The sequence below is a fragment of the Draconibacterium orientale genome (assembly GCF_900111425.1).
In the GTDB taxonomy this organism is placed as follows: Bacteria; Bacteroidota; Bacteroidia; order Bacteroidales; family Prolixibacteraceae; genus Draconibacterium; species Draconibacterium orientale.
This window is the reverse complement of record NZ_FOHT01000023.1, coordinates 51,128-69,575: the sequence shown is the minus strand read 5'-3', so window position 1 is coordinate 69,575 and position 18,448 is coordinate 51,128. Positions and strand designations below refer to the sequence as shown.

The 18,448-nt window shown below is 33.9% G+C and carries 16 protein-coding genes; all 16 read left to right on the top strand.

What is annotated here, in order from left to right; translation table 11 throughout:
• Positions 1-175: 175 nt before the first annotated feature.
• Positions 176-1,366: a site-specific integrase gene (locus tag BMW53_RS13280; protein ID WP_038560655.1), complete on the top strand. Its 1,191-nt coding sequence runs from the start codon at positions 176-178 to the stop codon at positions 1,364-1,366.
• Position 1,367: 1 nt separating this feature from the next.
• The gene (locus BMW53_RS13275; protein ID WP_038560658.1) at positions 1,368-2,090 is read left to right on the top strand and encodes a hypothetical protein; all 723 of its coding nucleotides are present in this window, start codon (positions 1,368-1,370) and stop codon (positions 2,088-2,090) included.
• A gap of 5 nt (positions 2,091-2,095) precedes the next feature.
• On the top strand, positions 2,096-2,794 hold the full coding sequence (locus tag BMW53_RS13270) for a hypothetical protein (protein ID WP_038560660.1): 699 nt from the start codon (positions 2,096-2,098) through the stop codon (positions 2,792-2,794).
• 181 nt (positions 2,795-2,975) lie between these two features.
• Positions 2,976-3,254 (top strand): helix-turn-helix domain-containing protein, encoded by a 279-nt coding sequence (locus tag BMW53_RS13265; RefSeq protein ID WP_175463510.1) that lies wholly within the window; start codon positions 2,976-2,978, stop codon positions 3,252-3,254.
• A 2-nt stretch (positions 3,255-3,256) separates the two neighbouring features.
• Positions 3,257-4,675 carry a DNA primase family protein gene (locus BMW53_RS13260; RefSeq protein WP_051567938.1) on the top strand — a complete coding sequence of 473 codons (1,419 nt, stop codon included), beginning with the start codon at positions 3,257-3,259 and terminating at the stop codon, positions 4,673-4,675.
• Between the two features lie 344 nt (positions 4,676-5,019).
• Positions 5,020-5,757, top strand: a complete 738-nt coding sequence (locus BMW53_RS13255) for a DUF5131 family protein (protein WP_038560662.1) — start codon at positions 5,020-5,022, stop codon at positions 5,755-5,757.
• Between the two features lie 269 nt (positions 5,758-6,026).
• On the top strand, positions 6,027-6,227 hold the full coding sequence (locus BMW53_RS13250) for a helix-turn-helix domain-containing protein (RefSeq protein WP_038560665.1): 201 nt from the start codon (positions 6,027-6,029) through the stop codon (positions 6,225-6,227).
• Positions 6,228-7,238, top strand: a complete 1,011-nt coding sequence (locus BMW53_RS13245; protein ID WP_038560668.1) for a hypothetical protein — start codon at positions 6,228-6,230, stop codon at positions 7,236-7,238.
• Positions 7,238-11,200 (top strand): Eco57I restriction-modification methylase domain-containing protein, encoded by a 3,963-nt coding sequence (locus BMW53_RS13240; protein WP_038560671.1) that lies wholly within the window; start codon positions 7,238-7,240, stop codon positions 11,198-11,200. Before BMW53_RS13245 ends, BMW53_RS13240 begins: the two co-directional genes overlap by 1 nt.
• Before the next feature lie 30 nt (positions 11,201-11,230).
• The gene (locus BMW53_RS13235) at positions 11,231-11,923 is read left to right on the top strand and encodes a hypothetical protein (protein WP_217642947.1); all 693 of its coding nucleotides are present in this window, start codon (positions 11,231-11,233) and stop codon (positions 11,921-11,923) included.
• Entirely contained in the window at positions 11,920-12,393 is a 474-nt protein-coding gene (locus BMW53_RS13230; protein ID WP_038560677.1) for a DUF7713 domain-containing protein, read from the top strand. Before BMW53_RS13235 ends, BMW53_RS13230 begins: the two co-directional genes overlap by 4 nt.
• 623 nt (positions 12,394-13,016) lie before the next feature.
• Positions 13,017-14,285, top strand: a complete 1,269-nt coding sequence (locus tag BMW53_RS13225; RefSeq protein ID WP_074780761.1) for a hypothetical protein — start codon at positions 13,017-13,019, stop codon at positions 14,283-14,285.
• An 824-nt stretch (positions 14,286-15,109) separates the two neighbouring features.
• The gene (locus BMW53_RS13220) at positions 15,110-15,466 is read left to right on the top strand and encodes a hypothetical protein (protein ID WP_038560686.1); all 357 of its coding nucleotides are present in this window, start codon (positions 15,110-15,112) and stop codon (positions 15,464-15,466) included.
• A 220-nt stretch (positions 15,467-15,686) separates the two neighbouring features.
• Positions 15,687-16,568, top strand: coding sequence for an AAA family ATPase (locus BMW53_RS13215; protein ID WP_038560690.1), 882 nt, complete (start codon positions 15,687-15,689; stop codon positions 16,566-16,568).
• A complete protein-coding gene (locus BMW53_RS13210; protein WP_038560693.1) occupies positions 16,528-17,523 on the top strand; it encodes a DUF3871 family protein in 996 nt (331 codons plus the stop codon). The genes BMW53_RS13215 and BMW53_RS13210 overlap by 41 nt, the downstream gene beginning before the upstream one ends.
• A gap of 131 nt (positions 17,524-17,654) precedes the next feature.
• Positions 17,655-18,386, top strand: coding sequence for an RHS repeat protein (locus BMW53_RS13205; protein ID WP_038560696.1), 732 nt, complete (start codon positions 17,655-17,657; stop codon positions 18,384-18,386).
• Positions 18,387-18,448: the final 62 nt, after the last annotated feature.

Genomic DNA, 18,448 nt, shown 5'->3' with positions numbered 1-18,448 from the left:
GAACCTGGGACCCCCTGCTCCCAAAGCTAGAGAGTTATTTCAGGAAATTTCTTATAAATTCCTATGTTTTCTCCTGTCTAGCCCTAAATATAGTTGTTTTGTAATTGTGTTTATGAATTAAAATGAATAGATTTGAAACAAATGTTTCAACTATGTTTCAACCAGCGAATTTCTTATGGCATCAATCAAAGTAATTCTATATACACATAAAACTTTAAAAGATGGATCTCATCCCATCTTAATTCAAGTTTTGAAGGATCGTAAAAGAAAGACAATTTCTCTGGGGCATTCAGCAACTAAAAAACAGTGGAATACTAATCAGCAATTGCCCAATAGTAAGCATCCTAATCAGTCATTACTAACAGCCAGGATTAAACGAGTAAAAACCTCAGTTAATGATATTATTCTAAAGTTGGAGAATAAGGAAAAACCATTTTCTGTAGATGATATAATTAAGCAATTCAGGAATAATGGAACCGATGAAACTTTTGAAACTTATACAGATGCTTTAATTGAAACACTTAAAACGCAGGGTAAATTGGGAAATGCTCGTGTGTACACATATACAAAGAATGCATTTATGGCTTACCGAAATGAAATGGATATCAAACTTTCTGAGATTGATATTAAGATAGTTCAAGGTTTTGAAAGTTATTTAACTGTAAAAGGGAATAAATTAAATTCTGTTTCATTGCATTTACGAACACTTCGGGCAATAATTAATAGAGCGATAAAAGAAGGCTTGATTGAAGAGTCAGCCTATCCATTCAAAAAGATATCAATTAAAACACAGAAGACCCGTAAAAGAGCAGTTAACAAGGATGTAATTAAGATGGTGGAAGAGCTGGATGTTTCTAAAGAAGATAACTTACAATTATATAAAGACCTATTCATGTTTAGCTTCTACAACCGTGGGATGAATTTTGTGGATATGGCTTATTTGAAAGTAAAAAATATTGAATCAGGACGCATAAATTACACTCGACAAAAAACCGGACAGCAGTTCAGCATCAAAATTACAGACAAAGCACAAGCAATTATTGATAGGTATTGCAAGCTGGAAGATAAAGAGTCCTATGTCTTCCCAATCATCTACCGCAAGGATAAAGAATACCTGGACTATAGGAATGCCATGAGGTTGATGAATAAAAAACTAAAGAAAATTTCAGAACTTCTAAAGCTTGATGTATCTTTAACCACATACGTTTCAAGGCATTCCTGGGCTACAATAGCCAAAAGGTCAGGTATTGCCACAGCTGTCATTAGCGAAGGTCTTGGCCACGAATCAGAAGAGACTACGCAGGTTTATCTGGATAGCTTTGAGAATGATGTTTTGGATGATGCTAATGAATTGATAATATCATGAAATGAAAAACAAACTCGATCATTTTTTAGTTTTTTTAAAAGAACACCAAAAGTTTAAATTTACCCAAGTAGCTGATGAGCAGGGAGAATATCATTTAGGGATTGAATTTAAAAAAGGAAAATCTGATTTTAATCGCATTAATAGAAAGAAGATTGATGTCATATATTATTTCCAAGATATATTTGTTGAGTATGACGAAAATGCATTTATCAAAACAGAACATGAAATTATTGAACTGGATGAATTAAGAAAAAATTTTTATGAAAAAACATTTGAAGGAAAATCATACTGGTGGCATAAAAATGTTGCAATTGAAAAGGATTTAGATGACTATTTAGTTAAACCCCAGTTGTCATTTTTTCATCACGAGTATATTTCAAACATTATTTTGTCACAGAAAAAAGCTGTAGATGAAATATTAGAATCGTATGCAAAAATAAGTTCTTCATTCAGATCCAAATCAAACCAACAAAAAACTAAAATAAAACTATCGGTTGGCGAACTTGCTTTGCTCTTTAGATTGCTAAAAGAAGAAGGTTTATTTGAGTATAAATACGAGACAGAAATATACAGATTGATTGCAAATACCTTCAGTACAAAAATTCAAGAGAACATTAGCGAAGCAAGTATTAAAAATAAGTTTTTGTCACCAGATAATACTTCCATTAAAAATATACACATTTTGTTGACTAATCTGAAAACCAAATTGAAGAACATAAATTAAATTCAATGCAAGATCCAATAGACGAATTCTTTGAAATTATATGGAATTTTAAAACTTTAGATGAGTCATTTGATTCTCCGCAGGAATTAAAACTATTTATCAATGGCAGATACGATTTGAAGCAATTTGATGATAGGCTGAAATATCTGTCGTCTTCTATCATTGCATCTATTGAGCTACAAAAAGAAACAAAAAACTCAATTTTGGCTCAGCTAACAGAATCCCTAAACGATTTTGTTTATGTAGAAATTGAAGAAACTAAATACTTGTTCCAACTGGGTTATTTTTTTGTTGAAGCAGGAAGTAGAGAAAGAGAAAAAATTATCATTACAAACGACAAAAAAATCAGTGGATTATTATCAGATTACCACTCTTTCTCCAATCTAAAATACCAATATATTAATAAGATAATTGATCATATAAACTCAAATCAAGAACCAAATAATTTTCACAAACTCAAAACTAAAATTCCAGTAAGTGACTTGACTCTTTTATTTAGACTTCTAGACGAAGAAGGTTTATTTTCATACAAACATAAGACTGAGATATACAGATATATAGCAACAACACTTAAAACAAAGCAACAAGACAATATTAGCGAAGCTAGTGTAAAAAATAAATTCCTTTCTCCGGACACTACCTCACTCAAAAATATTGATATACTTCTTGTAAATCTTAGGCAACGATTAAAAAAAATTCAATAAAAAATACATGTTTATATCCCTCAATTACAGATATTTAATATAGGATTGCGCAACCCTGTGCAACTGTTTTAGCATTGATATTCTCCACAATTTTGCAGTGAAGATTTTGATGGAGTAATACTCCAAACTTCATCAGAATCAATTGGAGGTTCTAAAATTATAAATGCTAAAATTTGAAATTATGGATTTAGCAGTAGAGTTTAAAAAATTACAAAAAAGCCAGGAACAAATCCTGGAAATGCTAAAACAAAGCAACACAGAAAAAAAAGAATTAAAAGTTTATTCACTTGATGAACTTGCCGCATTCTTTGGAGTAACAAAAAGAACCCTCTACAATTGGAAAGATGAAGGAAAATTACCACTCATTATCGTTGGATCCAAGTCGTACATGACTGAAGCTCAGCTTCAAACCTTTCTTTCTAAAAATGAAGTTAAACCTTTTAATAATAGGAGGTTTTAATCATGGCTAATACAATGAATAACATGCCAGGTGGCTTCTCAGAATCTCCTGAAGTAAAAGGCAGTCATTATGAAATTCTAAACGGTTTGCTAAATGAGATTACACCTATTAACGTTAGAGAATTTCTTTCAATTCCGGATGATGTTCAAATCGCACAGAAACATGTTCTTGTTGCAACAATACAACATCTACTTGAAGTTGCAGAAAAAAACAAATGGAATTTAGCGAAGGTTTATGATTATGTTTATTTATATAATGGAGCTTATTGGCAACAACTTCACAGAGAAGATATGAAATCTTTTTTGGGTAGAGCAGCTGTCAAAATGGGATTCCCTGAATATGATGTACTTCACTATGAATTCAAAGATAAGCTATTAAAGCAATTTTTATCTGATTCCTATTTGCCAGCACCTCCACCGGAGCCAGACAAAGTGCTTATAAACTTGAATAACGGAACTATGGAATTCACTACATCGGAATGGAGTTTGCGAGAATTTAGACCTGCTGATTTTATTACATACCAACTCCCTTTTTGTTACGATTCTGATGCAAAATGTCCTTTGTTTGATAAATATCTGAAAGATGTATTACCGGATGAAAACAGTCGTATGGTTTTACAGGAGTTCTCCGGGTATATTTTTTCAAGTCTCAACCTGGAAAAAATGCTCATGCTTGTTGGTACAGGAGCTAATGGTAAAAGTGTATATTTCAATATTATAAGTGCAATAATTGGAAAACAGAATATTTTGAATTATTCTCTTGGAATGTTTGGGCGCGAATATAACAGGGCTAAGTTAACTAATGTACTTCTAAATTACAGCAGTGAGAAAGGTACTGATTTAAATGCCGATACATTTAAGGCACTTGTTTCAGGAGAGCCAATACAGGCGCGAGAACCATACGGAAAATCATTTACAATTACCAATAAAGTGCGTTTCATCATTAATGCCAATGAATTACCTAAAGAGACGGAACAAACTCAGGCTTACTTCAGACGTTATCTAATAATTCCATTTGAGGTAACAATTAGTGAGGACAAAAGAGATATTGACCTTGCAACAAGAATAATTGAAAGTGAGTTATCCGGTGTTTTTAACTGGCTTCTTATAGGGCTAGAACGAATTCTTAAACATAGAAACTTTACCCATTGCGAAAAGTCCGAACAGGCTTTGGAAGAATTTCGTCTCAAATCAGACAGTATTTCACTTTTTATTGAAGAATTCAACATTGAACAATCGGCAACCGAGAAAACAGACCTAATAAGTCTTTATAAGAGATACAAAGGATTTTGTAGTGATGATAACTTTAAACCTACAGGTAAGAATAAATTCTCTGAACAATTGGAAAAGATTGGATTTGAAAAAACACGGATGAATAATGGAAGCACTGCATTCTTCATTCATATTGTTGAAAATTCATAACCTTCCGCCTGACAAAAAATGTTTGTTTGGAATTTCAGTTTTTCAGTTTTTCAGTTCGTTAAGGCTGGAATCTGAAAAACTGAATTTCTGAAAAAGCGAAACAACCTTTTTTTACCAATCTTTTCACTGAGATGAATAATTTATAATCGGTACAAATAAAGGTTCATTAGTAAGTGGGCTTTTTTATTAGTCATAAATAAAATTAAAAGATTTCAAAGGATATATATAGTTGATAAACAAAACATTAATATAGGGTTGCGCAACCCTGTGCAACTGTTTTAGCTTTGTTTAAGACTGTATGTTTGAAGTGATATAAATAATTAAAACATTTTAAATTAAAAATTATGGCACTGACAAACAAAATTGATTGGCAACAAGAAAGCTGGAATCCAACAACAGGTTGTACACCAATTTCCAAAGGGTGTAAAAACTGTTATGCGTTATCTAGAGCGAAAAAATTGAGAGAAAATGGCTATAAAAGTTACACCGATGGATTTGAATTAAAACTCCACCGGGAACGCTTAAACAAACCATTTACCTTCAAAAAGCCTTCTCGTATTTTTGTGGACTCTATGAGTGACTTGTTCCATGAAGATGTACCACTTGAATTTATCCAACAAGTGTTTGATGTAATCCGGCAGTGCCCTCAACATCTTTTCCTGATTGTTACTAAACGTGCTGAAGTATTGGTCAAGTACAGCAATGATTTAAACTGGTACAACAATATAATTATAGCTGTAACAGTTGAACATTCCGATTACAAATACAGACTGGATTTGTTGAGAAAAGTACCGGTTAAAAACAAGGCAGTCTTTTTTGAGCCGCTTCTGGATGAAATCGGAGAAGTTGACTTGTCTGGAATTAAATGGGCATTTGTTGGCGGTGAATCCGGAATGAACTACCGACCAGTAAAGAAGGAATGGATTTATCAGGTTAAGGAGCAATGTGATAAACAAGGTTGCACTTTCATCTTTAAACAGTGGGGAGGATTAAATAGGTTTTTAAGTGGGAATGAATTAGATGGTAAACTTTACCATAATATACCAACAGTTGACAATGTTTTACAACCCACACTATTTTAAAGCAAGGGCCATAAAAATTAAAGGCTCACCAATCAGGTGGGCTTTTTTTATGAACCCGAACCAACTTCTCTACAATTAAAATCCTAATTTTAGCTTTCAAATTAAAACAGCGCATAACTCCATGTCGGAAGACTAAATGAAATAATTCTAACAACAACATTTTCTTGCCCACACGCTAACTGACTAACAATGAAACGAACGAAATGTATATTGAAAAATGAGATAAATGAAAATTTTAGGCTATTTTAAGGGCTTAATTTTATGCGGACATGAACCGAATAAAGGAAGTACTTGAAGAAAAAGGAATTAAGCAAACTTGGCTTGCAGAGAAACTTGGAAAGAGTTACAACATGGTGAATGGATATGTGCAGAACAGACAACAACCTAGACTTGAAGTACTTTATGAAATTGCTAATATCCTTGACATTGAAGTGAAGGAGCTTTTAAAATCAAATAAAGAAAAGGATTAAGTGCAGACTGACATAGACATATTAGAAAATGAAATACTTAAGCAATATCCCGAAGTGCTTGAGATTCTTTTACGTGACCATACAACACAAAAAAATATCTTTTGGGCTACCGATAATTATGAGAATTTAGGCAAAGACTATTATTTTGATGCACCAATTTTACCTGAGCTAATTACTGGTGAAAATGGCAGTATTATTATGCCTCGAGTTCAAAAAGATAAACTACTTCAACAAGCTAGGTCAAAGGACATGGCTGAAGTATTTACTCCTTCTTGGATTTGTAATGCTCAAAATAATTTGATTGATAATGCTTGGTTTGGTAGAGAGAATGTTTTTAATACTGAATTAGAAAAATCCAAAGGTTTTAAATGGTCTGTCAATACGGATAAAATAATTTTCCCGGAAAATAAAACATGGAAAGATTATGTTCGTGACACTAGACTTGAAATGGCTTGCGGTGAAGCTCCTTACATTACAAGCCGATACGATACTACAACAGGTAAATTCATTCCCATTGAAAAGCGTATCGGAATATTAGACAGAAAACTCAGGATTATTAATGAAAACATAGAAACCTCAGGAGAATGGCTTAAATGGGCACAAACTGCTTACAAAAACACGTATGCTTTTGAATTTCATGGAGACAGTTTACTAATTGCCAGAGAAGCAATGCTTGTATCATTTATCGAAAACTATAAAGAGAAATTTGGAAAAGAACCTCTATTAAAGTCTATTCAATACATTGCTTACATTATTTCATGGAATGTTTGGCAAATGGATGGACTTAAAGCTGTAGTTCCAAATTCATGCGGAGTTAAAACAATAACAACAACAAATCTTTTTGGCGACACCGAAACAAAAGAATTACCATGTGAAGGTTGCCCAAAAGAAATAATACATAAACATAACGGAACGTACTGCCTGATAAAAGATTGGCCAAACAAGGATTTAAAAACTGGGAAAAAAGGCCGAAAGATTAGGTTTGTTGACTTGCTAAAAAATATGAGATAATGAAATTCACATCATCGTTAAAGCTTAAGCTGATTTATGTGTTTCGGATTAATGACCTAGCACACATGGGGTGTTTAAAAGTTGGTGAAGCAACTTCTGACAATGAAAATATTTGGGGATTAGAACCTAATAGTAAAGCATTAAACAGAGCTGCAAAAGCACGTATTGACCAATATACTCAAACGGCTGGTATTGCTTATGATTTACTTTACACAGAAGTATCTGTTCATGCTAAAAAAGGAACAATTAAAGCTTTTTCCGATGCTGAGGTACACAATGTTTTATTGCGTTCAGGAATTAAAAGAAAAACTTTTGATACAAAAAATAGAGCCAATGAATGGTTTGAAACTGACCTTGAAACGGTTAAAAAAGCGATTTCAGCAGTAAAAGAGGGTAAAGATTCATTACAAGCTAGTGAAATTACAACAACCCAAAATCCAATTGTTTTCAGACCCGAACAATTAGAAGCGATTGAAAAAACCAAAAAGCAATTTAAGAAGAGCAATGAAATGCTTTGGTTTGCGAAAATGCGTTTTGGTAAAACTTTATCTGCTCTTCAAGTGACAAAGGAACATCTGTTTACAAGAACTCTAATCTTAACACACCGTCCAGTTGTCGATAAAGGATGGTTCGAAGATTTTGGCAAAATATTCTACGATTTACCTGAGTACTCCTACGGTTCAAAGAACCAAGGCAATACTTTCGATACACTAGAAATACTTTGTAAAAAAGGAAAAACAAAATTTGTGTATTTCGCTTCCATGCAAGACCTAAGAGGCTCGGAACTTGTTGGGGGAAACTTTAACAAAAACGATGAGATTTTTTCTACACAATGGGACTTTATTATTGTAGATGAAGCGCACGAAGGTACACAAACTGAGCTTGGTATAAATGTAATGTCTGAACTCAAAAAAACAGAAACCAAAGTCCTTCACTTATCGGGCACACCGTTTAATCTATTAGATAACTACAAAGAAGAAGAAATATATACTTGGGATTATGTAATGGAGCAAAAAGCCAAGGCAGACTGGGACAAGGTTCACTTCGGCGACCCAAATCCTTATGCTTCACTTCCCAAATTAAATATTTTCACATACGATATTGGAAAACTTGTAGCAGGTTTTATTGATGAAGAAGTAGCTTTTAACTTCCGTGAGTTTTTTAGAGTTGATGAAACTGGAGGTTTTATACACTACAAGGATGTGCTTTCATTTTTAAATCTTATTTGTAAGCACGATGAAGAAAGTAATTATCCTTATTCCACAGATGAATACCGTGATAATTTTCGCCATTCACTTTGGATGATTCCAGGTGTAAAGGAAGCTAAAGCATTAAGTAAAATGCTTCAATCCCATCCAGTTTTCGGGCAATTCAAAATTGTTAACGTAGCAGGTGAAGGCGATGAAGAACAAACCAAAGAAGAGGCACTTACAAAGGTAGAAAGTGCAATTACAGATAAACCTCATGAAACTTATACCATCACGCTTTCTTGCGGAAGGTTAACCACTGGTGTTTCGGTTAAAGCATGGACGGCAGTATTTATGCTTTCTGGTTCGCATAATACAGCAGCATCTTCATATATGCAGACTATTTTCAGAGTACAGACGCCTGCAACAATAAACGGAAAAGTTAAAGAAGAATGTTTTGTGTTCGACTTTGCTCCCGACCGTACATTAAAAGTTATTGCTGAAACGGCAAAAGTATCTGCAAAGGCAGGGAAAACTTCTGGTGAAGACCGTAAGATTATGGGGGAATTTCTGAATTTCTGCCCAATAATAGCGGTGCATGGTTCGCAGATGCACAGCTACGATGTTAACGGTATGCTCGAACAGCTTAAAAAAGTGTATGTTGAACGTGTAGTGCGCAATGGCTTTGAAGATGGCTATTTATACAACAACGACCAACTGATGAAATTAGAGTCGGTTGACTTGGAAGAATTTGACGGACTTAAAAAGATTATCGGTAGTACTAAAGCTATGCCTAAGAGTGGCGACATTGATGTTAATAAGCAAGGATTTACGGACGAAGAATACGAACAGCTAGAAACGGCTAAGAAAAAGAAGAAAACAGAATTAAGCGAAGAAGAAAAACAACTACTTGCTGAAAAATCAGAAAAAAAGAAAAACCGCGACAGTGCTATTTCAATTCTACGTGGAATTTCTATTCGTATGCCTTTACTCATTTATGGTGCCGATGTAACAAACGAAGAAACAGAAATTTCCATTGACAACTTTACCGATTTGGTAGACGACCAATCTTGGGAAGAATTTATGCCAAAAGGTGTTGATAAACCAACCTTTTTGAAATTTAAAAAGTATTACGAACCCGATGTTTTTCGTGCGGCAGGTAAACGGATTAGGGCACTTGCACGTGCAGCCGACCAACTTACCATTGAGGAACGCATTGAGCGGATTACTTCAATATTCGGCACATTTAGAAACCCCGACAAAGAAACCGTTTTGACTCCTTGGCGTGTAGTAAATATGCACTTGGGCGATTGCCTTGGTGGTTATGTATTTTTAGATGAAAATCAGGAAAAAACTATAAATGAACCGCATTTTGTTTCACAAGGCGAGGTAACTGAAAATGTTTTTTCTTCAGATTCTAAAATATTGGAAATAAACTCAAAATCGGGTCTTTATCCGCTTTTTGTTGCTTACAGTGTTTTCCGTAAGCGTGTAGAAGAAATATATCCTGAAAAAGAACCAAATACTTTAACTATAAGTCAACAATTGGAACTTTGGGATAAAACAGTAGTAGAAAATATTTTTGTTATCTGTAAAACCCCAATGGCTAAAAGTATTACTAAGCGTACTTTGGTGGGGTTTCGCAATTCAAATGTTAATACTCACTATTTTGAGGATTTGGTTCGCCAAATAACCGACCGCACCAATAAGTTTGTTGTAAAAGTAAAAAAAGGAAATTCTTATTGGAAAGCAAATAACGATAACGATATGAAATTTAATGCAGTAATTGGTAATCCACCATATCAAGTTATGGATGGTGGTGGTGCAGGTTCTAGTGCAATTCCAATCTATAATAAATTTATAGATATCTCAAAGTCTTTAAACCCTGATTATATAAGTATGATTATGCCTGCGAAGTGGTATACAGGTGGTAAAGGCCTTGATAGTTTTCGAAAATCAATGTTAAAAGATAAAAGAATGCGATATTTAGCAGACTATCCAGATTCAAGAGAATGCTTTCCTACTGTTGATATTGCAGGAGGAATTTGTTATTTTCTTTGGGATAAAGTTTATCAGGGTGATTGTAACTATCATAGCTTTAGTAGAGGTATTCGCACTAAAAGTAAACGTGATTTAAATGAATATGATTCTTTTATTAGACAAGTAGAAGCAATTAATATTATTTCAAAAATCAAAAAGAATACATCGCTATATCTTTCATCTAGAGTATATAGTCGTAATCCTTTTGGCCTGACCAATAAAGACCTGAATAACCAAATAGAATTCTCGAAATCAATACCAGTATTTAGTAGTCAAGGTATATTCCATGTAAAAGATACAGATATAAAGGTTAATAGGGATTTAATTCCACTTTGGAAAGTGATTATATCGAAGACTAGTTCAGAACATGCAGGTCAAAGTGACAAAAGTGGCAGAAAAAGAGTTTTATCAAGAGTAAAAGTTCTTCCACCGTATGAAGTATGTTCAGAATCTTATTTAGTAGTTAATGTGACTGAAAAAAAACAAGATGCACTTAATACTGCTAAATATTTAAATACAAATCTTTTACGATTTTTATTATCATCAATTTTATTAACTCAAAATATCGCTAAAGATAAATTTTCATTCGTACCACAACAGGATTTTACATCAAAGTCAGATATTGATTGGAGCAAGTCTATTCCAGAAATTGATTTTCAACTATATACCAAATATATGTTGACAAAAGCTGAAATTGAATTTATTGAAAGTACGATAAAACCAATGTCAGAATGAAAATTAAAGCCCGCGCTTCAAAGCCACACATTGCTAAGCCGATTAAATAACTATATAGGTATAGAACGTTTCACCACAAAAATCTATGACTTTGCAGATACCTTTATTAATGGGGCGGCTGGAAAAAACATGAAATTAGACGAAATAAAAACTAAGCCTAAATCAGGGGATGAAAGACTAAATCTCCATGATAATCTACTTCAATATAATTTAATTGATTTCTGGAGGTGGAGTGCCTCTGATTTACTGAGTAATGCAACAAGGGGTATTCTTGCAGAATTTATTGTAGGAACAGCCATTGGAATGCCCAAAAATAATGTAAGAGCTGAATGGGACGACTACGATTTGAAAACCCAGGAAGGAATTAAAATTGAAGTTAAATCAGCAGCTTTTATTCAAAGCTGGGAACAAAATAAATTTTCTTCAATTAGTTTTAATATTAAACCAGGGAAAGCTCGTGATTTAGTTACTGGCAAAAGAACGGCTATTTGCAAACGACATGCTGATATATATGTATTCTGCTTACTTAAACATAAGGAAAAATCTACTATTGACCCGTTAAAACTGGAACAGTGGGAATTCTATGTAGTGCCAACATCCACAATAAATAAGTATGGAATAGAACAATCAAAAATAGGTTTAAATCCTGTTCGAAAAATGGTTAAACCTGTTGGATATTCAGATTTAAATGAAACGATTAAAAAATCACTTGCCATAAAATGAATGAAAGCAAAATACATAGCACTTTAGACGATGGTTATGACTTTTTCATTAACGATAAAAAGTCGAAAGAATACCATTTTAAAATAGCCTCATTTGCAGTTCCATCAGGTTTATTATCAGAAGCCATTGAAGTAAAAGAAGAGGATTTAGAAAATTTACCCCGAAAATTTCATGTACTTTCAAATTTTGATGAAGATGTGGAGAAGGTAGAAATGTTGCTGAAAGCCAAAATTAAAAAAGCAATCAATCAGGTGCATCTGATAAAAGATTACGGAGAATGGCAAATATCAGAAAATACTTTACGTGGAACGATTGACAGCACAGATAAATTATCCGATAGTGAATTTAACACTGTATTTGAAATTGATGGGAAAAGAATAACCATTGAGGAATTTGTTAAGATGCTGGAAAGTTATGAAGCCTTTAAGTTCAAATTTCAAATATTCGATAGTACAGATAGTGTCGATTAATACAAATCCTTAGTGTCCAACTAAAACCCATCTCAAAACCTTGCCAGAAAAGAGATTGGGCGTATGGACGCAGGAATTGCAGAAAACAACTTTTTAAACTTCTTCTCTTGTACTTCTGTATCCCTTTTGAATTCGTTTAATATTTTCAATTATAAAGTTTTATAGAAACCATAAATCCAAACGTCCAAACATGCATAAATAAAGGGATGTTGGCGGGTTTTTCTTGGGCACAGAGGACTCATCTATTATAATTTGTATATTCCAATTCTGATTCTTGAATCAAATTGGATTTTTTGTTGCCTCTTATTATAGAATTACATTATATAATATATATAAGAAAATTATATAAACTATTGACTGTCAGTATAGTAATTTGGAGGCTGTTTTTTGTTTTCGTACCTTTGTATAAATAAATCGACCTGAAAAAGGTGGCACAATAATATAATCAAATTAGCACATACAACTCATCAATTTAACAATATCATTTACACCATATCTAATGCCTCCTAGCCAGTAAACACTGGTCAAATCGGGTCATAAAAATTCATTTATGATGGTATTTATATTGATGAGAATCGAACTTTTGAATAGTGTATATATAGATAATTACAGGAGGAGTAATCATGACTAGAAATGAATATTCTTCCAACAGCACAATTCATTCAGGTTTCAATACACCAAACACAACTGCCGAAGTTGAAATAAATACAGTAAATACGATTACTGTAAATTCTGATCTGATAAAATTAATCAAGTTTAAACTGAAAAAATCCCGAAAAAAACATGACTTTACCTATCATTATCTTTATTTCTGTCACGTCATTGGTTACCTTAAAAACAGCCATAAAAAATTCAAGGATACTGAATACGCTAATATTCATTACAAAACAATGGTTTCAATTATTAGCAAATACAAATATTCTGAAATAGTATCAAATCTCTTATCGTGGGGAATTATTGCTACAGACGGTGAATATCAGGCTGGTTTTAAAAGTAAGGGATTTAAATTATTACCTCCTTATGACATACCAAACAAGACCATTATAATAAAAGACGATAAAATTAATATGAAGCTTACACAGTTTAAAAACAAATCATTACAACAATTAAAGAAGATGCCCGAATCCTACAATTACCTCCACATCTCGAATACATGGATAAAAATGGATTACTCGACTGCCTCCACATATAATAATGCGTTCTATTTTACAGAGCCAGATTCTTATAATGCGAATTTTTATTCAATATGCAATTACAGAGATTTAAACCATAAATTTCAAATAGACAAATCCAATCGCATACACACCAATTTAACGAATCTTAAAAGTGATTTCAGAAGGTTTCTGTCAGTACAGGGAGAAAAGCTTGGTCAGGTAGATATAAGAAATTCACAGCCGTTATTTCTTTACCTGGTAATAAAAGATAATCCTGAAATACCTGATACAGAAAAGCAGGAATACAGGCAATTGGTTGAAGAAGGAAGGTTTTATGAAATGTTTATGGAAAAACTGAATTTAACTGCGGATAAAAGAAAAGAGGTAAAGGAAATGACGTACAAATACATTTTTTACGGAGAGAGCAGAAATATTGATAAAAAGTATTTAAACATATTCAGCGAAAAATTCCCTAACATACTTGGGTTTATTAACCAGATTAAAAATCCCGATTACAAACAATTCGCAATCCTGTTACAGAAAGCTGAGAGCAGATTCGTAATTGGTAAGGTAGTTCCGGAATTTATACAAAGAAATTCAACGACACAGGAATTTGTCAGCACCATTCACGACAGTATTGTTGTTAAAGCATCAAAACTGAAAGAGGCTAAACAAGTTATGCAGGAATGTTTCATGCTTGAAGGAATTGAGCCGAAACTAGAGCTTAGTTTATTCTGATAGTTTTATCTGTCATATCATCTACCTCTCCCCAGGTACTTTCCCTTATGTGTCCTAATATAAATGTGTAAAAACCTTCTAAAAGCATTGTCAGTAAAGGAGTACAGAAGTTTTCTTCTAAATCAAAAATTTTCGAACATATATAGATTTTTACATATGTTATTTGCCAATTATGTAAATTATATTTTGGTGCTAAATCCTACCGTAAACAATACCAGTTCATATCAGCAATCCTCCACTAACTTCAAAAATCTCACCATTATATAATAAATAAACTTTACCCAATTTTCTAAGCCACGGGTTCAAGGTATTCACAAATTTTCCTCAGCAATAAAACCCTGTTTTGAATAAAATTATTGAAATTCAGCGATAGTAGTGCCCTGTATTTATGTATAATATACTTTAGCGGAATAAATCTATTGCAATGTATTTGCGCCTCAGGCACGTAAATCTGGCAGTGGTACTATTGATTCCTCCAAATTTCCCAAAATATATCGCACCCGATTGTTTTAAAAAGTAAATCTCCACAGAATTGGTGGTACCCCCTCATTAATCTAAGCAACTACATGTCCTTCAAATTTCAATTATTTTAAAATATACAGCCAATTCGTTTTTCAAAACAAAAAACTTTAAAAACTGGTGCTACCCCCCCCTCATTTATTTCAGGTTGAATTCCAACGCGAATTATTTTATGAGCAGGTGTGTGCTGATTCTATCCTATATAAAGGCTCCCTCCACCTTTCCTAATGGTCGGTAGCCCGCCAGGTCTTTTGTAATAGAACCACTGGGGCAACCATTAATTATTCATCTTAAAAATTATTAGTATGGTAACCATTGTAGATTTCAAAACAAGAATGAATGCCGAAGGAGAACCCTTTCTGGCTTTGGTCGTTCAAGGTGGTATTGAGCTTGTTAAATCCAAAGAGACAGGCATGTATTACGCCACAGCAAAAAAGGCATCTATTCCTTCAACATTCGATGAAAAGACCGCTGAAAGTCTGATCGGTCAGGAGTTGGAAGGCACAGTTCAGAAAATGGAATGTGATCCGTATGAATTCACCAACGAAGAAACAGGTGAAATTATGGAGTTAAGCCATCGTTGGGTTTATGTGAAAGATGGCGAAACTGTTGATGATGTAGTTCATCATGAGCAGCACCAGGAAGAACCGGAACTGGTTTAACCACAGAAAAGGAGGCTGAATTTGTCTCCTTTTTTGTTTGAAGAAATTGCAATACTACACTAATCAACAGGTATTTATGCTGTATTTTTTGTTCACATTTTCTGAGACGGATTTTTCCCTGGAGTGTAGTTTAAATTAAAATCCACTGAAAAAATGGAAAGAGAGGGCAATCAACTTTGATTCGCCCTTTTTGCATTTTAATAATCAAATAATTAAAAGTATGGAATTAAGACAAGCCCAGCGCAAACAGGCTAAAATTAAGCTTGCCTTGCAAGGCCCAAGTGGGTCTGGCAAAACTATGTCGGCATTACTGCTGGCATCAGGGATCACTGATTGGTCAAAAATTGCTGTAATTGATACAGAGAATCATTCAGCTGATTTGTATGCACACCTTGGAGATTATAATGTTCTCCAGCTCTCTCAGCCGTTCACGCCTGAACGCTATATCAAAGCCATTGAAGCCTGTGAAGAAGCAGGGATGGAAGTTGTAATTATTGATAGTGTCAGCCATGAGTGGGAAGGCAGTGGTGGCATTCTGGATCTACATGGGAAAATGGCTGGTAACAGCTTTACCAACTGGAACAAGGTTACACCTCGTCACAATGCTTTTGTACAGAAAATTCTGCAATCCAACTGCCACATCATTTCTACCATCAGAACCAAAACAGATTATACCCTGACTGAAAAGAATGGCAAAATGGTTCCTGAGAAAGTAGGATTAAAAGGTATTACTCGTGATGGTATGGACTACGAATTCACAGTTGTGTTCGACCTGGATATAAAACACCAGGCAAAAGCGTCAAAAGATAGAACCGGACTTTTTATGGATCAGTCGGAGGAAGTAATAACACGAAACCATGGTCGTAAGATTTTGGATTGGTGTAATTCGGGAAAAAGCGTTACTGAAATAAAAGAAGAGATTTCCTCTGCGAATACAATAGATGAACTCCGAACCATTTTACGAACCTATCCAGAGTATAAAAAAAGGCTTGAACCTCTTGCCATTGCCCGAAAAGAGCAATTATCAACAAATATTATTAATCTAAATCCTATTAGCAGTAATGGAAAACAACAACATAACCCTGGTACGGGTAAACAGTAAGCCTGTGGAGGTTGAAGATATCCAACCGATTCAGGAAACGTCAGATATTCATTTTATGGCGGCCAATACGCAGCCTGTAAAACTGGATGATCTGCAAAAGAAGCATACAATTCCGGTATTTGCAAAAGACAACGAAAGCACCATCAGCCATCAGGAATTTATTGAAACAGTATCAATAGTTACTGAAAAAATATTTGGTGGTGAACAGATTTTAAAACCTGCGGTGAGGGTTTCACACCCCATAAAAGGTAGGGTTCCAACAGCTGTAGGGAAACCTGCCAAAGAGCTTCTGGAACATGAAAAAACCCTCTATTTTGAGCGCATAGCTTTTGCCATTGAAATACCCTCCATCAATGATAGAGTAGCTGAAAATGGCTTAAATTTAACCATAGGAGGTGTACGTGCTTACAACCTTGAAAACCTGTATTCCAAAAAATCTGAGGAAAGGTTTAAACTTTTTATCGGATTTCAGAACAAGGTATGTACTAACCTTTGTATCAGTACCGATGGATTTAAATCGGATGTAAAAGTCAGAACAGTTGCGGAACTGGCCAATGCTGCATTTAACCTGATGGGGAATTTCAACGTCTACAAAGAGATTGAGAAGTTTTCGTCATTGCCACAGACGATGATTACCGAGCAGCAATTTGCACAGATTATCGGACGGGCAAGGATGTTTCAGAATATGCCGTATAAACAACGGAAAGATATTCCTCAGTTTCCATTAATGGACAGTCAGGTGAATTTGGTAGTTAAGGACTACTATTCCGATGAGTCTTTTTGCCGAAACGACATAGGGAATATCAACCTGTGGAAGTTATTTAACCTGTTTACAGGGGCTAATAAAATGAGCTACATTGATTCATTTCTTGACAGAAATGTAGGTTGTCAACAGTTTGTCGGTGGATTAAATGAAGCTATTGGACTTAATCGGCATCATTGGTTTGTAAGCTGATTTAAAAACGTTGAACCATTGTTCAAATATTTCTTGGATGATGGTTCAATATTTAGTTTTAATTTCATAAATTTAAAAATCAATTATTAACCTCAACACAATATTCGTGTTGACCTTAAAACTAAAATTCAATGAAAAATTTTTTCTATTTACTTTTAACCGTTACTCTCTTTTCATGTGGAGGAGAAAGCTTGGAAGAAGGGTTTGAAGATGCAAATGATAATGTATCGGAGAAACTTTTAAAACAAATTCGGATTGATTATGCAGATCCTTATGAAGACGACTACACTTATCAGTTTGGGTATGATGGAGACAATCGTTTGACAAGTGTTACAGACGGCGAAAATACCCGTTTCTTTAATTACGATTCAGATGGTAATCTAACAAGTATATCAGGATCAGATGAGCCATTTGAAATGAGTGAACTTTATGAAGCACCTTATGATGCATTTGAAGAAGGAGACGTTTTAGAATACGATGATAAAGGTAATCCAATAAAAATCGAAGTATATGATGATGGAGACTATTACAATGATCCAGAAATCCTAGTTGGTGAAATTAGTTACGATCAAAAACCAAATCCATTCTTTTATACTTTAGAAGCAGGTGGGATTATTGATGTTCTGAATAACGTTGACTTAAATTTTAATTCATCATCTCCAACAATTGTAAAAGCGTATCGTTTATTGCCTTTTAACAATGTTAGAGGTATGATATTCAGAAATTCCATGGATAATCAAATTGAAACCGAAGTTCAATATGAATCTGTTTATGATGAAGATGGTTATGCCACAAACACTACTATTCAAGTTCTTTCCGATTCTGATAATGAAACCGTCTATTTAACATACGTGTATCGCTGATTATTCATTAGAATACTCAGTTAAAAATCGAGGTACTACCATAAAACATTACAAAAAAGTTT